The organism is Pedobacter sp. V48 (assembly GCF_000523515.1).
GTDB lineage: Bacteria > Bacteroidota > Bacteroidia > Sphingobacteriales > Sphingobacteriaceae > Pedobacter.
Genome location: NZ_AWRU01000002.1, coordinates 64,420 through 91,302, shown reverse-complemented (window position 1 = coordinate 91,302; position 26,883 = coordinate 64,420). Strand labels below are relative to the sequence as shown.

The 26,883-nt window shown below is 39.3% G+C and carries 32 protein-coding genes; 23 read left to right on the top strand and 9 right to left on the bottom strand.

Annotated features, from left to right (window positions below):
• Position 1: 1 nt before the first annotated feature.
• From N824_RS01780 to N824_RS01755, 6 genes are all read left to right on the top strand, one after another.
• Positions 2–691, top strand: coding sequence for a YjjG family noncanonical pyrimidine nucleotidase (locus N824_RS01780; RefSeq protein WP_048903435.1), 690 nt, complete (start codon positions 2–4; stop codon positions 689–691).
• Between the two features lie 53 nt (positions 692–744).
• Complete coding sequence (locus N824_RS01775; RefSeq protein WP_161662248.1) at positions 745–1,485, top strand: DUF4476 domain-containing protein; 741 nt, start codon at positions 745–747, stop codon at positions 1,483–1,485.
• Positions 1,486–1,514: 29 nt separating this feature from the next.
• Entirely contained in the window at positions 1,515–1,904 is a 390-nt protein-coding gene (locus tag N824_RS27840) for a hypothetical protein (RefSeq protein WP_052334036.1), read from the top strand.
• Positions 1,905–1,928: 24 nt separating this feature from the next.
• Positions 1,929–3,269, top strand: a complete 1,341-nt coding sequence (locus N824_RS01765) for a flippase (RefSeq protein WP_048903433.1) — start codon at positions 1,929–1,931, stop codon at positions 3,267–3,269.
• An 82-nt stretch (positions 3,270–3,351) separates the two neighbouring features.
• On the top strand, positions 3,352–3,975 hold the full coding sequence (locus N824_RS01760; protein WP_048903432.1) for a hypothetical protein: 624 nt from the start codon (positions 3,352–3,354) through the stop codon (positions 3,973–3,975).
• Positions 3,976–3,979: 4 nt separating this feature from the next.
• Positions 3,980–4,879: a glycosyltransferase gene (locus tag N824_RS01755; protein ID WP_048903431.1), complete on the top strand. Its 900-nt coding sequence runs from the start codon at positions 3,980–3,982 to the stop codon at positions 4,877–4,879.
• 4 nt (positions 4,880–4,883) lie between these two features.
• Here the strand turns inward: N824_RS01755 and N824_RS01750 are convergent, their stop codons facing one another.
• On the bottom strand, positions 4,884–5,633 hold the full coding sequence (locus tag N824_RS01750; protein ID WP_048903430.1) for a bifunctional 2-polyprenyl-6-hydroxyphenol methylase/3-demethylubiquinol 3-O-methyltransferase UbiG: 750 nt from the start codon (positions 5,631–5,633) through the stop codon (positions 4,884–4,886).
• A gap of 171 nt (positions 5,634–5,804) precedes the next feature.
• Between N824_RS01750 and N824_RS01745 the strand changes: the two genes are divergently transcribed.
• Genes N824_RS01745 through N824_RS01735 form a run of 3 tightly spaced genes read left to right on the top strand, consistent with a single transcriptional unit; the run spans position 5,805 to position 8,586 of the window.
• On the top strand, positions 5,805–7,076 hold the full coding sequence (locus tag N824_RS01745) for a glycosyltransferase family 4 protein (protein ID WP_048903429.1): 1,272 nt from the start codon (positions 5,805–5,807) through the stop codon (positions 7,074–7,076).
• Between the two features lie 20 nt (positions 7,077–7,096).
• A complete protein-coding gene (locus tag N824_RS01740; RefSeq protein ID WP_048903428.1) occupies positions 7,097–7,846 on the top strand; it encodes a glycosyltransferase family 2 protein in 750 nt (249 codons plus the stop codon).
• Between the two features lie 8 nt (positions 7,847–7,854).
• Positions 7,855–8,586, top strand: a complete 732-nt coding sequence (locus N824_RS01735; RefSeq protein ID WP_048903427.1) for an AAA family ATPase — start codon at positions 7,855–7,857, stop codon at positions 8,584–8,586.
• A 5-nt stretch (positions 8,587–8,591) separates the two neighbouring features.
• Here the strand turns inward: N824_RS01735 and N824_RS01730 are convergent, their stop codons facing one another.
• Positions 8,592–9,308: a 3-ketoacyl-ACP reductase gene (locus N824_RS01730; protein WP_048903426.1), complete on the bottom strand. Its 717-nt coding sequence runs from the start codon at positions 9,306–9,308 to the stop codon at positions 8,592–8,594.
• Between the two features lie 92 nt (positions 9,309–9,400).
• Positions 9,401–11,200 (bottom strand): translational GTPase TypA, encoded by a 1,800-nt coding sequence (typA, locus tag N824_RS01725; RefSeq protein ID WP_048903425.1) that lies wholly within the window; start codon positions 11,198–11,200, stop codon positions 9,401–9,403.
• A gap of 138 nt (positions 11,201–11,338) precedes the next feature.
• On the opposite strand from typA, the gene N824_RS01720 reads away from it, so the two are divergent.
• Entirely contained in the window at positions 11,339–11,548 is a 210-nt protein-coding gene (locus tag N824_RS01720; RefSeq protein ID WP_048903424.1) for a hypothetical protein, read from the top strand.
• A 10-nt stretch (positions 11,549–11,558) separates the two neighbouring features.
• Positions 11,559–12,221 (top strand): NAD-dependent epimerase/dehydratase family protein, encoded by a 663-nt coding sequence (locus N824_RS01715; RefSeq protein WP_048903423.1) that lies wholly within the window; start codon positions 11,559–11,561, stop codon positions 12,219–12,221.
• Here the strand turns inward: N824_RS01715 and N824_RS01710 are convergent.
• Positions 12,218–13,039 (bottom strand): esterase family protein, encoded by an 822-nt coding sequence (locus N824_RS01710; RefSeq protein WP_048903422.1) that lies wholly within the window; start codon positions 13,037–13,039, stop codon positions 12,218–12,220. The two genes, N824_RS01715 and N824_RS01710, sit on opposite strands and share 4 nt — an antisense overlap.
• Before the next feature lie 132 nt (positions 13,040–13,171).
• Here N824_RS01710 and N824_RS28840 point away from each other — a divergent pair, with 132 nt between their 5' ends.
• From N824_RS28840 to N824_RS01665, 11 genes are all read left to right on the top strand, one after another.
• A complete protein-coding gene (locus tag N824_RS28840) occupies positions 13,172–13,297 on the top strand; it encodes a DUF2281 domain-containing protein (protein ID WP_255327397.1) in 126 nt (41 codons plus the stop codon).
• Entirely contained in the window at positions 13,297–13,590 is a 294-nt protein-coding gene (locus N824_RS01705; protein ID WP_048903421.1) for a type II toxin-antitoxin system VapC family toxin, read from the top strand. The genes N824_RS28840 and N824_RS01705 overlap by 1 nt, the downstream gene beginning before the upstream one ends.
• A gap of 642 nt (positions 13,591–14,232) precedes the next feature.
• Positions 14,233–14,946, top strand: coding sequence for an esterase family protein (locus N824_RS01700; protein ID WP_048903602.1), 714 nt, complete (start codon positions 14,233–14,235; stop codon positions 14,944–14,946).
• 21 nt (positions 14,947–14,967) lie between these two features.
• Entirely contained in the window at positions 14,968–15,963 is a 996-nt protein-coding gene (locus tag N824_RS01695) for a RimK family alpha-L-glutamate ligase (protein WP_048903420.1), read from the top strand.
• 27 nt (positions 15,964–15,990) lie between these two features.
• A complete protein-coding gene (locus N824_RS01690; RefSeq protein WP_048903419.1) occupies positions 15,991–17,097 on the top strand; it encodes a carboxylate-amine ligase in 1,107 nt (368 codons plus the stop codon).
• Entirely contained in the window at positions 17,094–17,927 is an 834-nt protein-coding gene (locus N824_RS01685) for a type 1 glutamine amidotransferase (protein WP_235206962.1), read from the top strand. The genes N824_RS01690 and N824_RS01685 overlap by 4 nt, the downstream gene beginning before the upstream one ends.
• A gap of 2 nt (positions 17,928–17,929) precedes the next feature.
• Positions 17,930–19,117, top strand: coding sequence for a hypothetical protein (locus N824_RS01680; RefSeq protein WP_048903418.1), 1,188 nt, complete (start codon positions 17,930–17,932; stop codon positions 19,115–19,117).
• A 50-nt stretch (positions 19,118–19,167) separates the two neighbouring features.
• The gene (locus N824_RS28835; RefSeq protein ID WP_084498153.1) at positions 19,168–19,326 is read left to right on the top strand and encodes a FeoB-associated Cys-rich membrane protein; all 159 of its coding nucleotides are present in this window, start codon (positions 19,168–19,170) and stop codon (positions 19,324–19,326) included.
• A 9-nt stretch (positions 19,327–19,335) separates the two neighbouring features.
• The gene (locus N824_RS01675; RefSeq protein WP_048903417.1) at positions 19,336–19,932 is read left to right on the top strand and encodes a Crp/Fnr family transcriptional regulator; all 597 of its coding nucleotides are present in this window, start codon (positions 19,336–19,338) and stop codon (positions 19,930–19,932) included.
• Positions 19,933–20,020: 88 nt separating this feature from the next.
• The gene (locus tag N824_RS01670) at positions 20,021–20,551 is read left to right on the top strand and encodes a YceI family protein (RefSeq protein WP_048903416.1); all 531 of its coding nucleotides are present in this window, start codon (positions 20,021–20,023) and stop codon (positions 20,549–20,551) included.
• Positions 20,552–20,591: 40 nt separating this feature from the next.
• The gene (locus N824_RS01665) at positions 20,592–21,467 is read left to right on the top strand and encodes a pirin family protein (protein WP_048903415.1); all 876 of its coding nucleotides are present in this window, start codon (positions 20,592–20,594) and stop codon (positions 21,465–21,467) included.
• 10 nt (positions 21,468–21,477) lie between these two features.
• Here N824_RS01665 and ispF read toward each other — a convergent pair whose 3' ends face one another.
• Positions 21,478–21,954, bottom strand: coding sequence for a 2-C-methyl-D-erythritol 2,4-cyclodiphosphate synthase (gene ispF, locus N824_RS01660; protein WP_048903414.1), 477 nt, complete (start codon positions 21,952–21,954; stop codon positions 21,478–21,480).
• Positions 21,955–21,980: 26 nt separating this feature from the next.
• Positions 21,981–23,159 (bottom strand): type IX secretion system outer membrane channel protein PorV, encoded by a 1,179-nt coding sequence (gene porV, locus N824_RS01655; RefSeq protein ID WP_048903413.1) that lies wholly within the window; start codon positions 23,157–23,159, stop codon positions 21,981–21,983.
• A 211-nt stretch (positions 23,160–23,370) separates the two neighbouring features.
• Between porV and N824_RS01650 the strand changes: the two genes are divergently transcribed.
• Entirely contained in the window at positions 23,371–24,960 is a 1,590-nt protein-coding gene (locus tag N824_RS01650) for an SUMF1/EgtB/PvdO family nonheme iron enzyme (RefSeq protein ID WP_048903412.1), read from the top strand.
• A 56-nt stretch (positions 24,961–25,016) separates the two neighbouring features.
• On the opposite strand, the gene N824_RS01645 is transcribed toward N824_RS01650, so the two are convergent.
• The 3 genes from N824_RS01645 to N824_RS01635 are packed head-to-tail and all read right to left on the bottom strand — an operon-like array spanning position 25,017 to position 26,874.
• Complete coding sequence (locus tag N824_RS01645) at positions 25,017–25,514, bottom strand: acetyl-CoA carboxylase biotin carboxyl carrier protein subunit (RefSeq protein ID WP_048903411.1); 498 nt, start codon at positions 25,512–25,514, stop codon at positions 25,017–25,019.
• 2 nt (positions 25,515–25,516) lie between these two features.
• The gene (locus N824_RS01640; RefSeq protein WP_048903410.1) at positions 25,517–26,173 is read right to left on the bottom strand and encodes a DUF4159 domain-containing protein; all 657 of its coding nucleotides are present in this window, start codon (positions 26,171–26,173) and stop codon (positions 25,517–25,519) included.
• Positions 26,170–26,874, bottom strand: coding sequence for a 16S rRNA (uracil(1498)-N(3))-methyltransferase (locus N824_RS01635; protein WP_048903409.1), 705 nt, complete (start codon positions 26,872–26,874; stop codon positions 26,170–26,172). Before N824_RS01635 ends, N824_RS01640 begins: the two co-directional genes overlap by 4 nt.
• Between the last annotated feature and the right edge of the window lie 9 nt (positions 26,875–26,883).

The window sequence follows — 26,883 nt, the reverse complement described above, 5'->3', positions numbered from 1 at the left end:
CATGATTAAACATATTTTTTTCGATCTAGATCATACCATCTGGGATTTTGACAGAAATGCTCAGGAAACTTTGCATGAACTTTATACACATTATGAGCTTGGGAAACTGGGATTAACATCTGCAGCGGATTTCATAACTACTTATACCGAAAACAATCATCTGCTTTGGGCGCAATACCATGTGGGCACTATCAGCAAAGAAACGTTAAGATCAGAGCGATTTAAAAAGACTTTTATTCAGCTAGGGGTATCCCCCGAACTTGTGCCACAGCAATTTGAAGAGGACTATGTGAACCTGACTCCAACAAGAACGAATTTGTTTGAAGGATCTGAAAAAGTACTGGCTTATCTTCAAAAAAAATACACCTTACATATCATTTCTAATGGCTTTAAGGAAAGTACATTAACTAAAATGGATCGTTCGGGTTTAAATCCTTACTTTAAAAATGTGATCATTTCTGAGGATGTTGGTGTTAATAAACCTGACAAAGCTATTTTTGAATATGCACTAGACAAGGCCAGTGCAGAAAAACATGAGTCTGTTATGATTGGGGACAGTGTGGAGGCAGACATTCGCGGTGCTCAGGCATATGGAATTAAGGCCATTTACTTTAACCCTTTAAATAAAGAAAAACCTGCGGATGTAGAATGGCAAATTACGCATCTTGAAGAATTGATGTTACATTTTTAAATGTTGCAGATCTTATGAGATTAGATTCCAACATATACACAAAGAAAATCATTATGAAAACGCTCCTATTATTTATTGTGGCACTGCTGCAAACTTCCTTAATCTTTGCTCAAAATTCAGGCACCGACACAGAATTATTTATTGAAGTTGCCCAGCAGGGAAAAATTGTTGTTTATGTGAATGATGAACAGGTTGGTTCCTGGAAAGGCCGCTTCCGCTTTTATGATGTGGAAAGCACCGCTCCAACGGTTATCATCATGAGAAACAACAGACAGATTGCAAAAACAACCCTATCCCTTACAAGAAATAGCAGAACCATTGCGCGTTATTCGGGTGTTAATGGGCTAAAGGTAGTTAAAACGCTACCTCTGTTTGATGATGGTCAATATGCTTTAGATGATTGGGACGGGATGTATGACGGCATCCCTGGCAGACCAGCGCGCCCTTCCAGACCTGCTGAACCGGGCAGACCTACAAGACCTAGTTTGCCAAGAGACAATATCATGAGTAACCAATCGTTTGATCAGCTTTTAAACATGGTGACCCGTACGGATTTTGACAACGGCAAAATAAAGCTGATTAAAAGTGCATTGAACAGCAATAAAATTTCGGCATCTCAGCTGACGGCGCTTGTAAAAGTTTGTGATTTTGATGCCTCCCGGCTTGAGATCAGTAAATCGGCCTATGATTCGGTTGTAGATAAACAAAACTATTTTAAAGTAACAGAGGCCTTTGAGTTTGACTTTAGTAAAGACCAGCTAATGGATTACATTAATAAAAAAGCCTCAAAATAATTATCCCTTTAATCCCTAAAAAATATTCAATGAAAAAAATCCTTTACATCTGCTTTTTAGCATTCGGCTTTTCGGCTTGTCAGACCAGCCCTAAAGAAACTCAGAATATTGTTACCCCTACACCCAGTGGTGTTCCATCAGCACAATCCACTACCCCATCTGCTCCTGCTCAGCAAAGTGCAGCTACCGGAGAAAGACCGGCAAACAATCCGGCACATGGTCAGCCTTTTCATGACTGCTCAATTCCGGTAGGGGCGCCACTTAATGCAAAAAACACAACCGCTCCTGCTGGACAGGCACCCGTTGCTACCCCTGCACAACAGCAAGTGCCTGCAACAGATAAAGAAGTAAAATTGAACCCACCGCATGGACAACCCGGACATGATTGTAAAGTATCGGTTGGTGCACCTTTAACCTAATAAAAACTAAGAGAGAGATTGAGCGTGAAGATCCCAAGCATTAAAGGTTTTGATCAGGCGGCCCTGGAGAAATATGTGAAAAACACAGGCTGGCTAATGTTGGCCAGAGTAGGAAGTATGGCCATTAAAGTTGTGGTAGGCATTACCGTAACAAATTATTTAGGGAAAGACCAAAACGGAATACTTAATTATCCTGTGGCTTTTGTAACCTTTTTTACTGCCGCAGCAGCCCTTGGAGTAGATGGTTTTATAACCAGGGAGTTATTGCGGAATCCTGAAAAGAAGAATGAATTGCTGGGAACGGGTTTTGCTATAAAGTTTATTGGGGGCCTTATTGTTCTTCCGCTGATCTACACAACCTATGTTATAGTTAATAGCTATAACAAAATCGACACTCCATTGGTTTTTATTATGACCGTCGGATTTACCGGTTTAATCCAATCCTTTAACATTATTGATAGTTTCTTCCAGTCCAGAACGCAGGGCAAGTACATCATGCGTGTACAAATTGCAGGAAATGTTCTTTCTGCCGCGATTAAGCTTACTTTGATCATTATTGGTGCCAGTTTGAAATGGTTTATTTTTGCGCTTTTATTAGATGCTGCATTGCTGGCCGCGGGATACCTATTTATTTATCAGAACAATGGAGAATCAGTTTTCCGATGGACATTTAAGAGCGGTATCGCTAAATTTCTGTTAAAAAACTCGTGGCCGTTGGCATTTTCAGCAATCCTTGTTTCTATTTACATGAACATTGACAAGCTGATGATTGAATATTATAAGGGTAGCGGGGAGCTCGGGATTTACGCCAATGCAGTTCAGTTTGCCGAAGCATGGTATTTTATCCCCGTTGCTGTAGCCGCATCAGTATTCCCCGCCATTATGAATGCCCGAAGGGACAACCTCCAGCGGTATGAAAAGAGGATGCAAAACCTGTACGATTTAATGGTTTGGATAAGCATGGTCCTGGCCATATTTATCACATTTACCGCTCCATATCTCTTCAGAATATTTACACCCGAATTTTACAGTGGTGCGCGTGTGTTGTCGATACACATTTGGGCAGGAATCTTTGTATTTTTGGGTACTGCAAGTACGCAGTTCTTAATTGCCGAGGGTTATACGAAATTATCCATGCTACGTACTGCAATGGGTGCGGTGATCAACATTATATTAAATGTTTTCTGGATCCCTAAATATGGAATAGCGGGGGCAGCAATGGCTACATTGGTTGCCTATGCCTGTTCTACATTTTGGATTTTACTTATCCCAAAAACAAGACATCAAGGTATAATGATGCTTAAGTCGCTGCTGCTAATTACATTATACCAGAAATTAAAAGGTTCAACGGATCGGCCTGCTTAGGCACTACATAAATTTTAATATTAATATATTAGCGCCTTGCATTTAACGTTTTAACTTTACCATAAATCATAACACATTAAAGATGTCCTTAAGAAAGGTAATAAGAGAAATTATATATAAGCCCAAAAACATACTGGAGCTCATTCAGCTTAAGGCTAAAATAAAGAACAGCACCGGAAAACTCCAGATCATTATTGGGGCACATACCACTGATTATAAGGATTGGTTACCTACCAATATAGAGAACCTTAATTTGTTAGAGCTCTCTTCGTTTGACAATTTATTTGGCGATAAAAAAGCAGACCGTTTTTTAGCTGAACATGTTTTTGAGCACATCAGTTATGATGATGCAATAATTGCGTTAAAGAATTGCAATAAGTACCTTAAAAAAGGCGGAGTGGTTAGAATTGCTGTTCCAGATGGTTTTCATCCCAATCCTGATTACATAAATATGGTGAAGCCAGGTGGACACGGAGAGGGGGCCCATGACCATAAATTATTATATGATTATAAAACGCTGTCTAAAGCATTCCAGGAGTCGGGCTATCGCGTAAATCTTTTAGAGTATTATGACGAGAATGGTCAGTTCCATTTTAATGAATGGGATAGTAAAGATGGGCACGTGATCAGATCTAAAAGGTACGACAAACGTTTTAATGAACCCCTGGGTTATTCGTCTTTAATTGTTGAAGGTATAAAAGATTAGATTTATGCAAACCTTTGCTCCTATAGCATTATTTGTTTACAATCGTCCTGACCATACTGCGCGAACGCTCAAATTTTTACAACAGAATGAACTGGCTGCTGAAAGCAGGCTGTTTGTGTTTTCTGATGGATTTAAATCGGAAGCCGACGAAAAGAATGTGCTCGAGGTGAGGGAACTGCTCAAAAATATTGACGGGTTTAAATCGGTCGAGATTATAGAGCGCAAGGAAAACATGGGGCTTGCCAAATCGATTATCATTGGGGTAAGCAAACTCATAAAAGACTACAAGCAAGTAATTGTTTTTGAAGATGACCTGATCACCTCACCTTATACATTAACCTATTTCAATCAAGCATTAAGTCGGTACCGCGATGAAAGCAAAGTAATGCATATTGGCGCTTATATGTACAATTTAAAAGATGCTGATTTACCTGAAACGTTCTTTTATCGCGCTGCCACCAGCTGGGGCTGGGCAACGTGGGAACGCGCATGGGAACATTTTGAGCCAAACATAGACACCCTGATGGCTAAGTTTGACAAGTCGGCAAAAAGTGCTTTTTCCATTGAACATACCATGAATTTCTGGAAACAGATGGAAGACTTTAAAAGCGGCAAGAACAATTCGTGGGCAATCAGATGGTACGCTTCTATATTTTTAAAAGGAGGATTAACACTTAATCCCTCACAATCGCTGGTAAACAATATAGGTCATGATGGATCAGGTATACATTCGGGGATTAACGACATTTACAATGTCATCATCAATCCGAAACCTATAACCCAGTTTCCTGATACGATAGCGGAAAGTCCCGCTGCCTATGCAGCCATCAAGGGCTTCCTGAAAAACAGAAAAGGAACCTTATGGGATAGGTTGAAACGTTACGTGGTACAGCGAATTAAGTAAAAATCTAAGGCTTTCTTGCTTCTAAAATGATGTAAGGCGAAAGCTGTTTGGAATTGAAAGGGAATATCTTGGTGAATATTTTGCCGGCCAGCCACAGTGATTTTTTTAACAGCCTTATTCCTGCCGACTTTTGCTGCTGGTTCTCCAGCCATAAACTAAAATGCCCAAAGTATTCGGCTTTTATCACCTTTAAACCCGCTTGCTTACAAATGTTTTCGAGCAGCCTGGGATCCATACAATCAATATTGTGTTTATCGTAATTCTCCTTATCAAAGTTCTTTTGAAACCATCCGTTTAAAGCTTTAAAGTTAGGCAAGGTAATAAACAAGGTCCCCCCTGGTTTTACAAAATTAATGTGCCTGTTAATGATGTCGGCAGTATCATTAAAATGCTCAATAAGACCACAAGATAAAACAAGATCATATTGTTGCTCCGGGGGATAATTAAACAAATCCGTTTCAATAATATGGATGTCCGTTTCGTTTAGTTGATTGGCCTGCAATAAAGCGCTGGTAACCGGTGGATGTACAAAATAATCGAGCAGGGTAACATCAAGTTTAAAATACTTCTTCAGAAACACGGCATAATATCCGGGAAAACCGCCCAACTCAATAGCCGTTTTAACTTTTTGGCCATTAATAATATCTGCCAGTTCTTTATGAAAAAGATAGTTTTCGGGAATACTAACCGATAATCCGGTTTTGCTTTCCCAATAATTTACCCAAAACTGTCTGTCGGTTAACAGGTTACCCATATTGCTTTCTTAGTTCTTATAAATAGACGATCATTACAGGACTTTTGCCTAAAGTCTGTAAAAAATCAAAGTCTGACGAAAATACACAAGAATTTAATAAAGATTGAAAATATATATTATTTTAGGCTGTATAACCGTTTAAAAAGGAAACAATTATCTAAGTTTGATTCATTGAAAGTAGTACACCTAAATACATACGAAGGTAATGGAGGCGCCGGAAGGGCCTGCCTCAGATTAAGTGATGCACTGAATGCAAGTGGCATCGAATCTAAAGTAATGGTTTACTTTCAGTTCAGCGAAAGCTCAAAAACGGGAACTTTTAGTAAGGGGCCCTTTGCAAAAGCAAGAGCCGTGTTTAATATCCTTTCCGAACGTTATTTATCTAAAGCCGTGGCCAAAGCGGTGAAAACACCTTTCTCGCTACAGTGGTTTGGCACTTCAGTAATTGACCATCCGACCGTAAAAGAGGCCGATATTATACACCTGCACTGGATTAACCACGGGTTCTTATCTCCAAAATTTCTGGCAGAAATTGATGAGCTGGAGAAACCCGTAGTTTGGACATTTCATGACAGCAATGCTTTTACAGGCGGGTGCCATGTACGTTATTCATGTGAAAATTATTTTAAGGAATGCGGGAACTGCCCTTTACTTCGCTCGAGCGGTAAAAATGACTTCTCGCACAAAACATGGTTGCGTAAGAAAAAAGCTTACTCGGAATTAAACTGTCATATTGTTGCTCCCAGCAGATGGATGGCCGATTCAGTTAAACTGAGCAGTTTAATGGGATTTAGAGAGGTAACGGTTATCCCAAACACAATTGAGACTGAGGTTTTTAAACCTTATGTAAAATCTGAAGCCAAAAAAATACTTAAGATAGATCCGAATAAGTTTGTACTGATGAGTGGTTTTATGCCTTCTAAAAATGACAAGCATAAAGGCACATCTTATTTAATAGATGCACTGAATGATCTTGCCACAAGACCTGGGATTATTAAAGAGAATATAGAACTGGTGATTTTTGGCAATAAGGATAATGCCGAAATGCCGGAGTTTCCGTTTAAAACAACATTCTTAGGTACCATTAGTAATGATGCACATCTGGCCAAGTGTTATTCGGCTGCAGATGCATTTATAACCCCCTCTCTTGAAGATAACCTGCCGAACACGGTAATGGAAAGCTTATCCTGCGCTACGCCTGTAGTGGCCTTTAAAACAGGCGGAATACCAGATATGGTAAGACACCTTGAAAACGGATACCTGGCAGAATACGAATCATCTGAAGACCTTGCAACAGGCATAGAGTGGTTATACCACGATGAAAATGCTCCTGAAATTCAGAAAGAAGCAAGAAGAACAATTTTAAATCAATTCTCTGAGCAAGTAATTGCAGAAAAACACTTATTATTGTATCAGTCACTGATAGATTTACAACCCCGATAATTTTTTAGATTCACAGCCACATGCAGCCAAAGTTAAGTGTTATTACTATCGTTTATAATAATGTAAAGGATATTGAACGCACCATGCTGTCTGTGCTGAATCAAACTTATCAGAACATTGAATACATCATTATTGATGGTGCGTCGAAAGACGGTACGGTAGAAAAAATCTATAATTATAAATCGAGGCTAGCCCAGTTCATCTCTGAACCCGATAAAGGCATATACGATGCCATGAATAAAGGACTAGCGCTCGCAACCGGAGATTATGTACTTTTCATGAATTCCGGGGATGAGATTTATGCCCCCGAAACGGTAACCGAGGTATTTCAGAGTGCTGCATCGGCAGATATTTATTATGGCGAAACTGAAATGTTTGACCAGGACTGGATCAGCTTGGGTCAAAGAAGACACCATGCACCTGAACACTTTGACTGGCAAAGCTTCAGGTATGGAATGAGTGTCAGTCACCAGGCCATCTATGTTAGAAGAAGCCTGGCAGAACCTTTCGACTTGAAATATAAATATAGCGCCGATATTGACTGGATCATTAAAGCTGCCAAACATGCTTCGAGTATTGTGAATACACATATTTATGTGGCCAAGTATCTGGTAGGCGGAATTTCTAAGAAAAAGCACCTGGCTAGTCTTAAAGAACGATTTCACATCTTCACAAAATATTATGGTTTAATTCCAAACCTGATTAACCATATTTTTATCGGGATTAACCTGGCTCAATATTTTATCCGCCACCGCAGAACCAACGATTAGTTTCATAAATGCCTTTTTTGCGTCAAATATCGTTACCTAAAATAGATGCACCTGATTATCCATTTTCTATCCCTGCGTTTAAGCAAGGCATAACGTTAAAAATAAACAGCAATGTTACCTTCTTTGTTGGAGAAAATGGTTCAGGCAAATCTACCCTACTGGAAGGACTTGCAGAACATTGTGGATTTAACCTGCGCGGAGGAAATCGCAATCATAACTTAAATACCGGACATAATTTTGAAGGCTATGAAAATCCATTAACAAAACACCTGGGCTTACAATGGATACCCAGACGTATTACTGAAGGATTTTTTATGAGAGCAGAAAGCTTCTTTAACTTTGCAGATTACATAGATGAAATCGCCCTATCTGATCCGAGGATACTTGAGGCGTATGGCGGAAAATCGCTTCATCATCAATCACATGGAGAATCATTTCTGGCGCTTTTTCAAAATCAGTTTCAGAGTGGAATTTATATCCTGGATGAGCCTGAGGCGGCATTGTCGCCAACCAGACTGATGACCTTTATGTCAATCATCAATAATCTCGAAAGATCGGGAAGGGCGCAATTTCTGATTGCGACTCATTCCCCGATGCTTCTTTGTTATCCTAATTCACAAATCTTTAATTTCGGTGAAGACGGACTAAAAGAGACCTGCTACGAAGAAACGGAGCATTACCGTTTAACCAGAGGTTTTCTGGAAAATCCGGATGCCTACTTTAGGTTCTTATTTGAATAGCCAGGTTACGGATTTGTAGACCAAAGACCCGCTTCTTTTACAAACACTCTCCTGTTTAATTTTAACTGGGCAACAACCCATTCGGCAAAATCTTCCGGTTGCATCACCTTATCGGGATTTCCATCCGTCAATTTAAGATCCTTAGCCATATCGGTTGCGATGGTACTTGGCAACAGCGTGCTTACGCGGATGTTGTGCTTGCGCACTTCCTGCATTAACGACTCTGACATTCCAATAAGACCAAATTTTGAAGCACTATAGGCACTGGTTACTGCCGCGCCATTTTTACCTGCTGTAGAGGAGATATTAATAATATCACCGGTTTTTCTTTCTATCATTTCAGGCAAAACTGCCCTGGTGGTGTAATAAGCCCCAAACAAGTTTACTTTAACAATCTCTTCCCATCTTGATGGTTCCAATTCAAGGAATGGTCCAAAAGAAGCAGTACCGGCATTATTAATTAAAATGTCAATTACACCCAATTCAGATTTAACCTTTGTAACCGCGGCATTAACGTTTTCAATATCAGAAACATCTACTGTTGCAATTGCTGTTTTAACCCCATATTGCTTTAATTCCTCTGCAAGAATCTGCAAATCCGATGCTGTTCTGGCCATTAGACCTACATTGACGCCTTCCTGTGCCAAAGCAATAGCCAATGCTTTTCCTATTCCCTTACCTGCTCCAGTAATTATTGCGTTTTTACCTTTTAATGATTCCATAGTATCTTTTATTAAAATGCAAAAATAACAAAAAACAAAAGCCTGTTTCTTGCGAAACAGGCTTTATGACTTATCAATAGAAAATTTCCTATTTATACAATTTTATTAAGCTTACGTGCAGCTTCAGTTAAGTGAATTTTACGTAAACGCATGCTTAACGGAGTTACCTCGATGTACTCATCAGCCTGGATGTATTCCATAGCTTCTTCCAAAGAGAATTTAATTGCCGGAGCGATACGCTGACTATCATCTGTACCAGAAGCACGCATGTTAGTTAAAGCTTTACCTTTTACAATATTAACGACCAAGTCATTATCACGGATGTGCTCTCCTAAAATTTGTCCTTCGTAGATATCTACTCCCGGATCAACAAAGAAACGACCACGATCCTGTAATTTATCAATTGAATAAGCTGTAGTACTTCCTTTTTCCATAGAAACCAATACCCCATTCAATCTACCAGGGATAACACCTTTCCAAGGTTCGTATGCTTTGAAACGGTGCGCCATAATCGCTTCACCACCTGTAGCAGTTAACACGTTATTTCTTAAACCGATGATACCACGTGCAGGAATATCAAATTCTAGATGTTGTAAATCTCCTTTTGGTTCCATGATCAATAACTCACCTTTACGCTGTGTTACCAATTCAATTACTTTACCCGCAACTTCTCCCGGTACATCAACGATCAGGGTCTCGATAGGCTCACATTTTTTACCATCAATTTCTTTGATGATTACCTGTGGCTGACCAACCTGGATTTCATATCCTTCGCGACGCATGGTCTCGATCAATACTGATAAATGGAGAATACCCCTTCCATATACCAAATAAGAATCAGGAGACTCAGTTTCTACCACTTTAAGTGCAAGATTTTTCTCAATTTCTTTATATAAACGCTCTTTTAAACGTTGAGAAGTTACAAATTTACCTTCTTTACCAAAAAATGGTGAGTTATTGATAGTGAACAACATGTTCATTGTTGGCTCATCAATTTTGATTACAGGCAATTGTTCAGGAGCTTCGAAATCAGCAATAGTATCACCAATGTCAAAACCATCAATACCTACAACTGCGCAGATATCACCAGATTTTACTTCAGTGGCACGGATTTTTCCTAAACCTTCGAAAGTATATAATTCTTTTACTCTTGATTTTACCATTTTACCATCACGTTTAATCAAAGTAACCGGTTGGTTTTCTTTAATTACACCACGGTGTACACGACCAATTGCAATACGACCTACGAAAGATGAATAATCTAAAGAGGTAATTTGCATTTGTAAAGTACCATCGTTTGTTGGTGCAGGTGGAATCTTAGCAACAACTGTATCTAAAAGTGCGAAAATGTCTGTTGTAGGTACTTTCCAGTCAGTACTCATCCATCCTTGTTTAGATGAACCGTAAATTACAGGAAAATCAAGTTGCTCTTCTGTTGCTTCTAAGTTGAAGAACAATTCGAAGATCTGCTCGTAAACTTCTTCAGGGCGACAGTTTTCTTTATCAACTTTATTTACCACAACAATAGGTTTTAGACCTAAAGCCAAAGCTTTTTGAGTTACGAAACGTGTTTGAGGCATGGCACCTTCAAAAGCATCACACAATAACAATACACCATCAGCCATTTTCAATACACGCTCTACCTCACCACCGAAATCGGCGTGACCAGGGGTATCAATAATGTTGATTTTAACGTCCTTATACTGAACCGAAACGTTTTTTGACACGATGGTAATACCGCGCTCACGCTCCAAATCATTGTTATCAAGTATTAAATCTCCCGATTGTTCGTTATCGCGGAAGATTGAACAAGAGTGTAAGATCTTATCGACCAGTGTAGTTTTACCGTGGTCAACGTGGGCTATGATAGCTATATTTCTTATTTTTTGCATAAAATGCTACTAATTTTTGGCGCAAAGATAAGATTAATTATCGAGATTTCAGTACATTAGTTAAGAGGCATTTAACTCTTTTTAATTTTAAACAATGTATACCTTCAGATGTTTCATATATACTAAATTACGATAGTGATGAGCAAAACAAAAAAAACCGACAAAAAAAATCCGCCAAAAGTGGACCAGCACAGCAAAACAGGACTAGATGAGTGGAATGACCGTTTGGATGAGAACTGTGAAAACGAACATGAGGGTAATGAGCTTGCCGACGAAAAAGCAAGGGATTATTCTTATAAAGCCGGAAGCGGAGACCAATCGGATGAAACCATAGATATTCAAAAATAAGTTCCTTTAAATGTCAAAAAAAGCAATATTACTTGGTGCGACTGGATTGATAGGCAATAATTTGCTGGCACAATTACTGAATAACCCTAATTATAGTGAGGTGCTCGCTATTGGGCGAAAAAAGTTAAATATTGAACATCCAAAGCTAAAAGAACTGGTTGTTGATTTTGATCATATCACTCAGTACGCCGCAGACATTACCGGAGATGTCGTATTTTGTTGTTTGGGTACCACAAACAGTAAAACCCCGGATAAAGTACAATATAAAAAAATTGACTACTGGTACCCTTTAGACATTGGCTCGATTGCGCAAAATAATGGAGCGACTTCATATCATTTAATCTCTTCAATGGGTGCAGATATCAATTCATCCTTATTCTACCCCAAAACCAAGGGAGAGGTAGAAAGAGATCTAAAGGCGATCCCCTTCAAAAGCATTTATATTTATCGTCCTTCGCTGCTTGATGGTGACCGCAAAGAAAAACGCGGTGCAGAAAGAATTTTGATAGGTCTGATGCGTGTCCTAAACCCACTTTTAATTGGGAGTTTGAAAAAATACAGGAGCATTAAAATTGAAACTGTTGCCTCGGCGATGCTTAAAGAATCATTAACGGATAAAAAGGGTGTATTTATTTACCCTTCGGATCAGATTCAGGCACTCGGACAGATTTAAAAAAGATTCTTCTTCCCAAAAGCCCATATTAGAAATGGCGACATGGCTTTGGCCCAGGTCATTAATTCGTGTTTGCCTCCGACCATTTCATAGTACGCGATATCATCAGGTCTCTTGTAGCCTTTCTTTAAAAGCTCTTTGATCACATCAATGGTATCGTCAATGGAATCGATGATAAAGTTTTTATTTCGATCGGCAAGCTCATCTTCAGTACCTGTCATCAGCCAGAACTTTAATTCCGGTTTGACCTCCGTATCAATAATTCGCTGATGCAAAATACGATCGCTATCTGTATAACCATCTTTAAGGTCTTTTTTACGCCACCAGAATGATCCTGAGAAAACACCGACAGCATCAAAGTAGTTATCATTATTCCAGGCAATATCAAACGCAGTTAATCCGCCAAGCGAGAATCCCCCAAAAGCACGCTTCCCATTTATCGGAAACTCAACTGTGGTTTGTATGAAAGGAATAAGCTCTTTAATAATGAAATCTGTATAAGCCTGCGCTTTGCTTCCCCTATCCTGAAAATCAGGTACACCAGCAACTCCGTATTCTTGTAAACGATCTTTTGAAGCTTTTATAGCCACTACGACCAGGGGTTCTATTTTGTTTTGGCCATACAGGACAGCAAGTGTGTGTTGCAACTCTAATTCTTCTGTATCCTGACCATCGTTTAACAACAGCAGATTTAATTGTTCATTCCCCAAAAGGTTGTCTGGAACAAAGATTTCAAGCTCTACTCCTCTTTTAAGGTATTTAGATGGTATGTTTTTTTCAGTTTTAATAACTTCCGGAAGTGTTAGTGTAGTATACATAATTCAGCAATTTCCCTTCTCTCAAATGCACTGCAAAAGTAATACTCTTAGCAAAAATTAAAATAATTGGTGTGTAATTTTATATCAAACAGAGATTTAGCATAATATGAAGGGCCTGTCTTTATAGATTTTTTGATGGAAAAGGCGAAGAGAAAAGATCATAAGGCTGGTGTCGCTAAATTTGGCAGTCTAAAAGGTAAGATCACGTTGTCTGATGATTTTGATGCCCCTTTAGAAGACTTTAAGGAGTATATGTAATGGCATATCTGCTGGATACGCATACTTTTCTTTGGCTTTTGAATGGAAGTGATGACTTATCGGCCAAAGCAAGAAAGGCTGTTGAAGACAATAGGCAATTGAGCTATGTCAGTATTGTTTCATTTTGGGAAATTGCCATTAAGATAAGTCTTGGAAAGCTGGAATTAGGAATTTCTTATGAAGAGTTACAGCTACAGGCAATAAAAAATGGCTTTGAATTTCTTCCCCTAACTTTTGAACATTCCGCTGGCTTGATTGGTTTGGAATTTCATCATCGGGCCCCCTTTCGATAGAATGATCATCTCTCAAGCAATCGTTGAAGGGTTGACAATTATTGGAAAAGACCAAAATTTCCCTAAATACCCTATAAAGCTTCTTTGGTAATGCTGCTGAATTTGACTTGATATAAGGAGCCTTTTATGTTGTTTCCTGAATTTATTTTTCTTTTGTCGGCGCATATGTTGTATCGCTGGCGTGCACAGTGTTTAAGATTTGATTTTCTTTTATTAGTAGGTGTGTCCCCACGATTCCAAAATGGAGCGTTCTTTCAATTGACCAATGTCACCGATCCCCCTTGAACTGTTGTTTAAAACAAATCCATACAATTATGTTTCGAATATTCTTTTAGCCTACATTGATCCTTAAGGATTAGACACTAAGAGCTGAAAGAGATATCTACCATTAGAACCATCGACATTACAAGTATCCGATTAACAATACCGTTATAAAATGATGAAGGCAATTTATTGTTATTATTACTTGCTCTACACAAAGCACCTCCAAAAGATCTGCTAAAGCTACAATGTTTTTCTTCTTTGGCGGTGTCCTAGATGTTGCGGGGGAAACTATAAATGATATTTAGTGTAAGAAATAAGCAGGTTGCTTGCTTTTAATATTCTTTATTTCTTATCTTAAAGCATCTAAATTTTATGGGGATGAAAGAGGAATATAAAAAGTGGCACAGCAATAACTTAAGTGCCGATTTTGAATTGCTCGCTTTTGGGCACAGCGGCTATCCAATCCTCCTTTTTCCTACCAGCATGGGGAGGTATTTTGAAAATAAAGACTTCAAAATGATCGAATCTATTCAGTGGTTTATAGATGAAGGGAAAGTTAAGGTTTACTGTGTTGACAGCATTGATGGTTTGAGCTGGTACAACAAGGGCATCCATCCGGCCGACAGGGTAAAAAATCATATTTGTTACGACAAATTTTTATTGGAAGAGGTTTCGACAATGGCCCGTCAGGAAACAGGGCATTCCAAAATCATCACTGCGGGCTGTAGTTTTGGAGGATATCATGCAGCAAATTTTGCCTTCAGGCATCCTTGGCTCGTCAGTCATATGTTTAGCTTGAGTGGAGCTTTTGATATTAGCGCACAATTGGACGGATTTTATAATGATGAGGTTTACTTTAATAATCCGGTAGACTTTTTACCGAATGACAATAATCCGGAGCTGTGGAACATGAAAATAATACTGGGTACTGCAGAAAGAGATATCTGCAAGGCCGATAATGAAAGATTGTCGCAGATATTAACCAATAAAGGAATTAATCATTGGCTGGATGTAAGGCAAAATGCAGATCATGATTGGCCTATATGGCGAAAGATGCTACCAGAATACCTATCACAATTATCATTTAACTAAAAACATCTAAAAATATATACCATGAAAAAAATCGGAATACTGTTCGGCAAAGAAAGATCTTTCCCCGAGGCTTTTGTAAAGCGCGTAAATGAGATTGCAGGAAAGGACATTAGAGCCGAATTTGTGAATATTGATAAAATATTTCAGGCTAAAGCATTGGACTATGCAGTGATTATCGATCGAATATCGCAGGATGTTCCTTTTTATCGTGCTGCGCTAAAGAATGCCGCAATTACAGGAACCGCGGTAATAAACAATCCCTTTTGGTGGAGCGCCGACGAAAAATTTTTTAACAATGCATTGGCCGTAAAAATTGGAGTTCCTGTCCCCAAAACGGCTTTGATACCTTCTTACGAACAACCTGATGACACCTCTGACGAATCGTTCAGCAACCTGGCATTTCCCTTGGACTGGGAGGCTATTTTTGAATACACAGGTTTCCCGGCATACATGAAACCTTTTGACGGTGGAGGATGGAAAGAAGTTTACAAGCTACATGATATTGAAGATTTTTTTGACAAACATAGTCAGACAAAAAAGACAGTGATGATGCTGCAGGAAGAAATCGTTTTTGATGAATATTTCAGATGTTATTGCATTGGCGGCAAATATGTTCGGATTATGCAATACGAACCACGCAATCCTTTTCATTTACGCTACCAGGTAAACACGCCACCTTCGAGCGAGAAATTATTAAAAACCATTCATGAATATGTAATTAAGCTGAATCAGTTTCTGGGTTATGACTTTAATACGGTAGAGTTTGCGGTACGCGATGGGATACCTTATGCCATTGATTTCTGCAATCCGGCACCTGATGCAGAAGTGACCAGCGTTGGTCAGGAGAATTTTGATTGGGTTGTGGAAACCTCCGCGCAGTATGCAATAGAAAGAGCAAAGGCTCAAATTGACGGGCAAGACAATTTAACATGGGGAGAGTATGTTAAAGCCTCGGCAGCGGGGTTACCATTAGTGGGTAAAGCTAAACCCAAAAAAGCACCTGCTACAAAAAAATAATCAGGGATAAACAGGAGGGAATGAATTATGATGAATGAATTTACGCTTGGTGTAGAAGAAGAATACATGGTGGTGGATCCGGTAACCCGTGAACTTACCTCACATGATCAAAAAATAGTTGAAGCGGCACAAAAAATACACAAAGATCAGGTTAAAGCGGAAATGCATCAGGCTGTTGTAGAAGTTGGAACAGGAATTTGTAAAAACACGGAGCAGGCACGAGCCGAAATCTCACAATTAAGGTATACCGTTTCGCAGCTAGCAGGCGAACAGGGATTACGAATTGGTGCTGCAGGCACGCATCCTTTTTCTCATTGGGAAAAACAGCTGATCACGGAGCATCCACGTTATAGTGAAATCGTAAATGAATTACAGGAGGCTGCAAGATCTAATCTGATTTTTGGTTTACATGTGCACGTAGGTTTCCAATCCAGGGAGCTTGCCATTCATATTGCAAACCAGGTGCGCTATTTTTTACCGCATGTGTTTGCCCTATCTACCAATTCACCCTTCTGGGAAAGCAGGAACACGGGATATAAATCTTTCAGAACTAAGGTGTTTGATAAATTCCCCAGAACCGGAATTCCAGATATTTTCAATAGCATTGAAGATTATGACAACTATGTTAAGCTACTCATTAAGACCAATAGCATTGACAATGCCAAAAAAATATGGTGGGACATCAGGGTGCACCCTTTCTTTGAAACCATAGAATTCAGGATTTGCGATTGCCCGATGTTGATTGATGAAACCATGGCCTTTGTCGCCTTATTTCAGGCGCTTTGTGCCAAGTTATATAAACTACGCCTGCAGAATATGAAATTTATTAGTTATTCCAGAGCCCTGATAAATGAAAATAAATGGAGGGCTGCCCGTTATGGCATTGACGGGAATCTCATTGATTTTGGTAAGGAAATGGAGGTAAACTGCAGAAATCTGATATTGGAATTATTGGATTTTATTGACGATGTGGTAGATGATCTGGGCTGCAGAAATGAGATCAACTATGTGCTTAAAATACTTGAGAATGGAACCGGGGCAGACAGGCAATTGGCTGTTTACGAACAAAATGGTAACTTTGAGGCCGTAGTAGATTACATTACTACTCAAACATTAATTGGGGCTAAGCAGTGAGCATAATAGATAGAAATAAGATTAGGGTTGCCGTAATTGACATGAATAATGGTGTCACCAACCAGGGAATGCGTGGGATACAGGAAATCTTGTTGCGCTATCGCAGGGAGAATGAGATTGATCTGGGGTATGATATTTTTGACTTAAGACAGCGGGGAGAAATCCCTGATGAGCATTATGACATCTATATTTCAAGCGGGGGCCCGGGAAGTCCATTTGATGGTGTGGGTGAGAAATGGGAGCATGACTTTTTTAACCTGCTAAACAAAATAGAAAACCACAATAAGATCAGCCAACAAAAAAAACACGTTTTTTTAATTTGCCACTCTTTTCAAATGGCTTGCAGGAAGTATCATGTTGGGGAAGTGATCAGACGAAAATCGACCGCTTTTGGCATTTTTCCTGTTTTTTTAACTGAAGAAGGGGAAAATGATTTAATTTTTAATGGCTTACCTAACCCGCTATATGCCGTTGACAGTCGTGACTGGCAGGTCATAAATCCTGATGATGTCCTATTTTCCAACTCCCAGGCCAAGGTATTGGCTTTGGAAAAAGAAAGGCCCCATGTTGATTTGGAACGTTGCGTAATGTCAGTTCGTTTTACCAACGAAATAGTCGGAACACAGTTTCATCCCGAGGCAGATCCTGTTGGGATGAAAATGTATCTGTTACAAGATGATAAGAAGAAAGCAATTACCGAGAGTTATGGTCAGGAGAAATATGAAGACATGTTATTAAGTCTTGACAATCCTGATAGAATCAAACTCACACAAAGTGTTATTCTGCCTAATTTTCTAACTGAGGCATTAAATGCCTTACAGGAAGCATAACTATGATTAGTAAATACAGAGACCAGTTTAACAGTGCTTTCACTGAACAGAAGTACAAAAGCTTTTTAAAAGTTCTGGAATCCGGATTAACAAGCATACCTTTTAGAGTTGCCGAAACTCCCGTGTTTATTCCCTCTGCGCTGCAGAAGAAACTAATTGATGCGGGGGAGGAAATCATTAAACTCATAAAACAGCCTAATTTTAAAGCACTTACTAAAGGTGCCATTCCCCCAAATTGGAATGTGCCAAACGAAAATGAACACCCTCATTTTTTAACATTCGATTTTGGGATATGCAAAGACGCTAATGGCCTTTTGACACCAAAGCTTATTGAAATGCAGGGCTTCCCCTCCTTATATGGATTTCAGCCTGAGCTGGCGGGCGTTTATAAACAGTCATATGAATTGCCTTCAGGTTTAACCCCGTTTTTTAATGGATTTGATGAGCAGAAATACATCAGCCTACTTAAAAAGGTAATTATTGGCGATTACGCACCTGAGGAGGTAGCGCTAATGGATATTGATGCACCGAATCAAAAAACAGCCATTGATTTTTTAATTACCCAAAAATATTTAGGGATAAAAATTCTGAGCCTTACAGATATCTTTAAAGAAGGGAATGCGCTATTCTATAAAGAGGAAGGAAAAAAAATACAGTTAAAAAGGATTTACAACCGATTGATTTTTGATGAAGTTGAGGATAAAACAGATCTTTTTGAACAAAGCTTTGATCCCAGGTCGGAAATTGATGTGGAATGGATCACACATCCCAACTGGTTTTACAGGATCAGTAAATATACCATGCCCTTTTTGAAGAGTGAGTTTGTACCAGAAACTCATTTTCTGGATACTTTAACTGAAATACCTTCAGATCTTGAAAACTATGTTTTAAAACCTTTGTTTTCTTTTGCAGGCATGGGTGTTATTATTGATGTAACAAAAGCGGACATAGCTGAAATTAAAGACCCGAAGAATTGGATACTTCAGCGAAAAGTTGTTTATGAGCCTATTGTGCAATCGCCCGATGGCGGGGTAAAACTGGAAATCAGATTGATGTATTTATGGGCGGATGATCAAGAGCCCCAGTTGTGCATTAATTTGGCACGCCTAAGCAGAGGCAAAATGATTGGGGTGAGATACAATAAAGACTTTGATTGGGTGGGCGGTACGATTGGGCTCATGGAAAAGTAAATTTACAATTAACAGACCTGCGAGAAGCAGGCATTAACTAATTTTGGGATATGGATATTCAGACTATTCTGGTAATTATACTTTTTGCGGGAGCAATATTTTATGTTGGCCGCATCGTTTATCGCTCAATAGCCCCTAAAAATGGCGGCTGTGGTTCCAACTGCAAGTGTGGTGTAGATTTTTCCAATGTTAAAATAGACAAAAAATAGATTTTATCTATGACAGCCTTACTGGAGCCGTTTAAAAATTATTTAAAAAACAAAGTAGCGATAACTGATGAGCAGTTTGGCCTCATTTCTGACAAACTTAAAGTAAAATCCTTCGATAAAAACGAGATGATCCTGATGAAGGGCGAAGTTTTATCTCATGGCTTTTTTGTTTTAAGCGGTCTGTTACGCAGTTATTCAATAGATAGTAAGGGAAAAACACACATTATTCAATTTGCCCCCGAACAATGGTGGCTTTCCGAACGTAATGGGATGTTCAATGAAGCCTCAGAGTTTTTTATTGATGCCATTGAGCCTACAACGGCTATTGCCGTGAACAAGGATTTTATGAACGACGCGGCAAAGCATGTTCCCTGCATGAGTGACCTGAATAGCACCATGCTCAATAATTCGATTAGGTTTATGCAGAAAAGGATCAATATGCTTTTAAGTGCTACAGCCGAAGAACGCTATCTGAATTTTATAAAATTATATCCAAATCTTACATTAAGGGTGCCACAGTGGATGATTGCCTCTTATTTAGGCATTACACCTGAGTCGTTAAGCAGGGTTCGTAAAGACCTGGCTCATAAGCATTTTAAACCTTAGTATTTTCTTATCATAGGTCAATGTGAGGCCAAACATCTAGTTGTAATTTTGTGTTGTAATTAAAGAACAACTTAAAAAAAACAATATTATGGCAACTACACAATGGGTTTTAGACCCGACCCACAGCGAACTACAATTTAAAGTTAAACACTTAATGATTACTACTGTAACCGGTAGTTTGCATTTGATCAGCGCAACATTAACTTCAGAAGGTGATGATTTCGAAAACGGAAAGGTTACTTTTGAAGGTGAAACAGCATCTATCAATACCGGAAATGCTGACAGAGACACTCACTTAAAAAGTGCTGATTTCTTTGATGCAGAAAATTTCCCTAAAATCACTTTTGAATCTACCTCATTAACTAAAGACGGTGATGATTACATTTTAAATGGAAATCTGACTGTTAAAGGTGTGACTAAACCAGTAGAATTGAATGCTGAATTTGGTGGTATCGCAACTGATCCATGGGGCAATACAAAAGCTGGTTTTACGATAAGTGGTAAAATAAACAGAACTGATTTTGGTTTAACATGGAATGCGGCATTAGAAACTGGTGGTGTTATGGTTAGTGAGGCAGTAAAAATAGCAGGTGAATTACAGTTTGTAAAACAAGCCTAAACAATTAAAACCAAGCATCCATAAAAAATTAGAGCGACAAATGGAAGCAAAAACTAAAACGGTGTCGGCCATTTTAAATGCGCCGGCACCTCATATGGTTGGCGATGGCTTTAGGGTACACAATTTTTTCCCAAAAGGTTATAAAATTAAAATGAGCCCATTCTTTCTGCTGGATTATAACGCCAGGATAGAATTCTCAGCACGTAATGAACCCAGAGGTGTGGGCGTTCATCCCCATCGAGGGTTCGAGACGGTAACCATTGTGTATCATGGCGCAGTGGCACATCACGACAGTGCTGGCAATAGCGGTATTATTTACCCTGGTGATGTTCAATGGATGACTGCCGGAAGTGGGATATTGCATAAAGAATATCATGAAGAGCAGTTCAGTAAAAAAGGCGGGGCCTTTCAAATGATTCAATTGTGGGTGAACTTACCTGCAAAAAATAAAATGACCTCACCAAAATATCAGGAGGTAAGGCATAGCGATATGGCAAAGTACAATCTGGATAATGGAGCTGGTGAAATTGAGGTAATTGCAGGTGAATGCAACGGAATCAAAGGGCCTGCAAGTACCTTTACCCCACTAAATTTATTCAATGCCCGGTTAAATGAAGGAGGTAAGGTATATTTTGATTTTCCTGCAACGTATAATACTGGTTTTATAATTATAGAGGGGCGTGTAAAAATTAATGGCGCTGAAATTGCCAAAGCCGATCAGTTCGTTCATTTCAAAAATGACGGTTCCCTAATAGAAGCTGAAGCTTTAGAAAATAGCATCATTCTGGTCTTAAGCGGCGAGCCGATAGATGAACCTATTGCTCAATACGGGCCTTTTTTAATGAATAAGCCAGAAGAGATACAGCAAGCAATAAATGATTACAACCAGGGTAAATTTGGATACCTTGACGAATAATACCTATTTTTTATTTTTCGATAAGGCATACCGCATAGGCTACAACCCCCTCTTCCCTGCCAATAAAGCCCATCTGTTCATTGGTGGTCGCTTTTATAGAAATATCCTCAATGGACATTCCAATTGCTTCCGCTATATTTTTTTGCATCTGGGGGATGTGAGGATTAATTTTTGGCGCTTCCAGGCAAAGCATTGCATCGATGTTGCCAATTTGCCATCCCTTGTCTTTAAGCAGCTTTACGCTTTCCTTTAGGAGGATCAGACTGCTTATTCCTTTCCATTGAGGGTCGGTATTCTTAAAATGGAAGCCAATATCTCTTAAATTTGCAGCGCCTAGCAAGGCATCGCAAATTGCATGGAGCAAAACATCCGCATCGGAATGACCAAAAGCTCCTTTATGATGTTCCAGATTAACTCCGCCTACTACAAATGGGTGATTATCTTTTAACTGATGCACATCGAACCCGAACCCTACTTTAATTTTCATTTGTTTAATTGTGTTGTTATATACTGTTATTTGGCATCGCCAAAATTGAAAAGCAATGTAAAACGTAATGTATTTGCCAATGGACTCTTTTGTGCATTGGCCGCCAGATACGCAAAATCAATATTGAAGACATTGTATTTTAATCCGGCACCAAGCGTAAAATATCTCCTATCTCCCTTTTGCGGGTTTTCATAAAAATAGCCGGCTCTTAGGGCGAATTGCTGATTGTACCAATACTCAACACCGGCGGCTATATTAATCTCCCTTAATTCTTCTGAAAAACCGCCCGGGGCGTCGCTAAATGAACCAAATATCCCAGATGGTACTGAGCGATCCGGATCCTTACCCGCTACTATACCGCCATTTTCATCATAAATCGGTTGAGTTGGCACAAGAAGTTTATTGAAATCAAGCGCAAAGGTAAACTGATTATAGTCGTCGATTAAAAAGGTTGAGGCCCCTCCTATTTTAAAGTTTGTGGGCAGAAAATTCTTTTCTCCACCTTGCACATAACTGATTTTTGTTCCGATATTAGAGATGTTAACTCCGGCGGAGAGGATCGCATCTTTACCCAGGAAAATGGTCGGTTTCTTGTAATATGCGGAAACATCAACCGCAATTGCTGAACCAGCCTGAGTTTGTTGTCCGGCTGCAAACTGACCTGACAACAAATTGGAATAAATGTACCTTAATGATGTACCTAACGAAAACGAGCTACCAAATCTTCGGGCATAGGTTACATCCAACGCAAGCTCATTTGGACTGTACACGCCAAGATCTTGCTGGTTAACATCTACAAACTGAATTTCACCTAAAGAAAAATACCTTAAAGAGCTCCCGATCGTACTTTCGTCATTAAGTTTGTAAAAACCACTTAAATAGGCCAGGTTAATATCAGGAACCAGGGTTTTTAACCAAGGACTATAAGATGCGGAAAATCCATATGGCTTTTCTAAAAAAGCTAATTTAGAAGGGTTTATGCTCATTGCATTTGCATCCGGACTAATTGCAACTCCAGCATCTCCCATTCCTCCGATCCGGGCATCAGGAGTAATCAACAAGAAAGGCACCGCGGTAATGATATTATTTGGGATACTTCCATTTGTTTGGGTACCGGGCTGTACTTCCTGAGCAAACACTCCAATAGAAAATGCTACCAGTGAAAAAATGCTGAATGCAGTTTTTACAGCGTACCTTAAATTCATTCGTCCCGTATAATTAATACTATTGCACGCAAGTTAACATAGTGCTGCTAAATTTCAAAGTATTCCGTCGGTTTGCAAAGCATTTGAATAGGATCCCAACCGAAATTTCTATTCTGAGATAATTTATTCAATTTTATAAAGAAAGTTTTTTTGGAGCGAACACGTTTTTTTGTGTAGTTTTAACCTTTAGAGTAACTATTTGCGCAATCCAATGAAAAAATCATACCTATACTCGCTTGCATATCTTGTACTTGTGGCCTCCCTTATGTCCTGTAAATCTAAATCAGGAACTTCGGACAAGACAGGACTAGCCTATAATAAAAAGGAATATGGAGGATTTCAGGTGAACAATAAGTTCAAAAGAGGACCTGGTCCTGGCCTGGTCGAAATTGAAGGTGGTGTTTTTGTAATGAGTGGCAGCGCAATAAATGTTGCAGGGCAAGAATTAAACGATTACAACCACAAAAGAGAAACCACCGTTTCTTCTTTTTATATGGATGAAACGGAAGTTTCGAACACGAACTGGCTGGAATACCTAAATTGGATAAGGACCAATTATCCAACTGATTACGAATACTATTATAACGAAATACCCGATACCCTGGTTTGGCGAAGGCCGTTATCGTACAATGAACCTTATGTAGACAATTATTTAAGACACCCTGCCTACCAGGATTATCCGGTAGTTGGTGTTACCTGGGAACAGGCGTCAAGGTATTGTGACTGGAGAACTGACCGGGTGAACGAGTTGCTCCTTAGGGATCAGGGCTACATGACGAGCTTCAAAGACATCAACGGGGATACCAGAAATGGCGTTGCCGCTGCAAGCGAAAGACCGACAGCACCTTTTAATACGGAAACTTACCTAAGTGGGCAGTATGATGATAAGGGTAAAAAAGCAATGAAAGATTTAAGCCCTACCAGTGCTAAAGCTGCCGATGCCGGCGCAAATGGTAATAAAGGTGCAACCAGGACGGTAAGACTGGAAGATGGGATTGTAAAACAACCGTATCGCCTGCCAACCGAAGCGGAATGGGAATATGCTGCGCTGGGATTAATTGGCAATACAGAGTATGAAAACATTCATGAAAACAAAATTTATCCATGGAATGGGCTTGGACTAAGCTCGGCAAAGAAAAAAACCCGTGGCCTAATATTAGCCAACTTCAAAAGAACAAAAGGTGATTATATGGGTGTTGGAGGTTCTTTAAATGATAAAGGCGGGCTAACCGTTCCGGTAAGATCTTACATGCCAAATGATTTCGGCTTGTACAACATGGCTGGAAACGTGAATGAATGGGTTGCAGACGTGTATCGCTCCAAAACTTTTGAAGCTGCCGATGCATTTAACCCTTACAGAGGAAACTTTTATGAGGATAAAAAAATAGCTGACCCTAGCACCGGAAGGATAGAAATAGATAAACATAACCGACCTGTGATGACTGCAGCTGTATCGGCAAGAAAACAAACATGGGCAGAAAAACAAGCTGCTGCGAGTAAACCTGCAGACTCTGTTAACACCTATGCCGACCAAAGAGGGTATCGTGACAAGGCAAATGACCTGTACGGGGAAATTACGCTTATTACGGATAAATCAAGGGTATATAAAGGCGGGTCATGGGATGACCAGGCCATGTGGTTAAATCCTGCAACCCGAAGATTCCTTCAGCAGGATGAGTCAACAGCAGACATTGGTTTCAGATGTGCAATGACAATGCTTGGTGCATCTGAAATTAGATCTATGGGGAAACCTCAATTTAAGACCAAACCGCAAAAAGCTTTTAGAGCTGGCAAGCGATAAACATATTTTTATTTTGATATAACAAAAACGGGGGTCATATGGCCCCCGTTTTTTGTTTATTGAAATTGTATCAATATTTCATTTTTCTCTACCTTATCTGACTTATTGATGAGGATCTTTTTAATGATTCCGGAAGCTGGAGATTTAATAACGTTTTCCATTTTCATAGCTTCCAGTACCAGTAAGCTATCTCCTTTGCTTACCTCTTGCCCCTCAGTAACCAAAACACTCAAAACCAGGCCTGGCATGGGGGCTTTAATTTCACTAACCTTACTAGCCAAGGCACTATCCATGCCCAATTGCTTGAGTAATTGATCATATTGATCTTCCATCTCAATCGTGTATGTAGTTCCATTTACCTTGATGATACTTGTTTTATCAGCTTTATTTTCGGAAACGACCTCTACGTTGTATGATTTATTATTGTAGATCACATGAGTATGGTTATTTCCTAAACTTCTGGAATCTAAAATTACTTCTGAACCATTAACACTCATTAAATTATTGTTTATTTCAACATTGAAATTGTGATGTTCGTTGACTTTTACCTTCATAGTTATTGTGTTAATGCGTATTGAATTAAATTTGCGCCCATTTTAAGCGCGCTGGAGCGCTTATCCTGGGTGTCACCGGGGTAAGTTCCATAATCTTCCCATCCATTCCCCAAATCGCATTCATAAGTGTAATAACAAACGATGCGTCCTTCCCAGATTAATGCAAAACCCTGAGGTCTTTTATTGTCGTGTTCATGGATCTTGGGCAGGCCATTGGGAAACTTAAATTTTTGATTGTATATCTGATGATTGGCTGGTAATTCTGTGAATGTTAATTCAGGGAATACTTTCTTCATTTCTTTACGGATAAACTTATCCAGCCCGTAGTTATCATCAATATGTAAGAAGCCGCCACCGATTAAGTATTTACGGAGGTTACTGGCTTCAGCATTGCTAAAAACGACATTTCCATGTCCCGTAAGGTATACGAATGGGTAATTGAACAATTCGGCACTTCCAACTTCGACAATTGCCTCCTGAGGGGCAAAGTTCGTTTGCAGGTTCTTGTTACAAAAGTCGATAAGGTTGGGAAGTGCGGTTCTATTGGCATACCAATCGCCACCACCATTATATTTTAGTTTTGCTAATTTATAAGTAGGGGAATAAAAGCTTGAGCATATCAAAATTATTCCGGCGAAAAAAAGGGGTTTAAACTTCATCGATTTAAATAATTCACCTCAAAACAGGCCGCTAAAGCAGCGGTTTCTGTTCTTAGCCGTGTATTACCTAAAGTTAAGGGTTTATAGCCATTCTGCAAAGCCAAATCAATTTCCATCGGTGTAAAATCACCTTCTGGTCCGATCAGGATAGTATAATTCTGATGAGGTTCAGCAATTTGACTGATGTACTGCCTGGAAGACTCATCAATGCAATGCGCTATCATCCTATTAGTGGTATTTTCTATTTTTAAGAAATCGGAAAAGTTTATCTGAGGATTAACTATAGGGTGATAGGCCTGAAGGGATTGCTTAACAGCAGAAGTAACGACCTTAACCATACGGTCTTCTTTAACTACACGACGCTCAGAACGATCACAAATTATTGGCGTTATCTCTTCTATCCCTATTTCTGTCGCTTTTTCCAGAAACCATTCTAATCGATCCATGTTTTTAGTTGGCGCAACAGCAATATGCAGCCGATGATTCCGCTTGTTGTAGTTATGGGTTGCTTCCAGAACTTTTAGTTCAACGTTTTTCTTTGTTTGGCCTACAATTGCGGCTTTGTAAAGTCCTCCAACGCCATCAATGAGGTAAACTTCGGCACCAATATTTAATCTTAAAACTTTTATGCAATGCTTGCTTTCATCCTCATTTAAGACATAATCATCAGAAATGATGTCTGGTGTATAAAAAACATGCATTACAAAGTA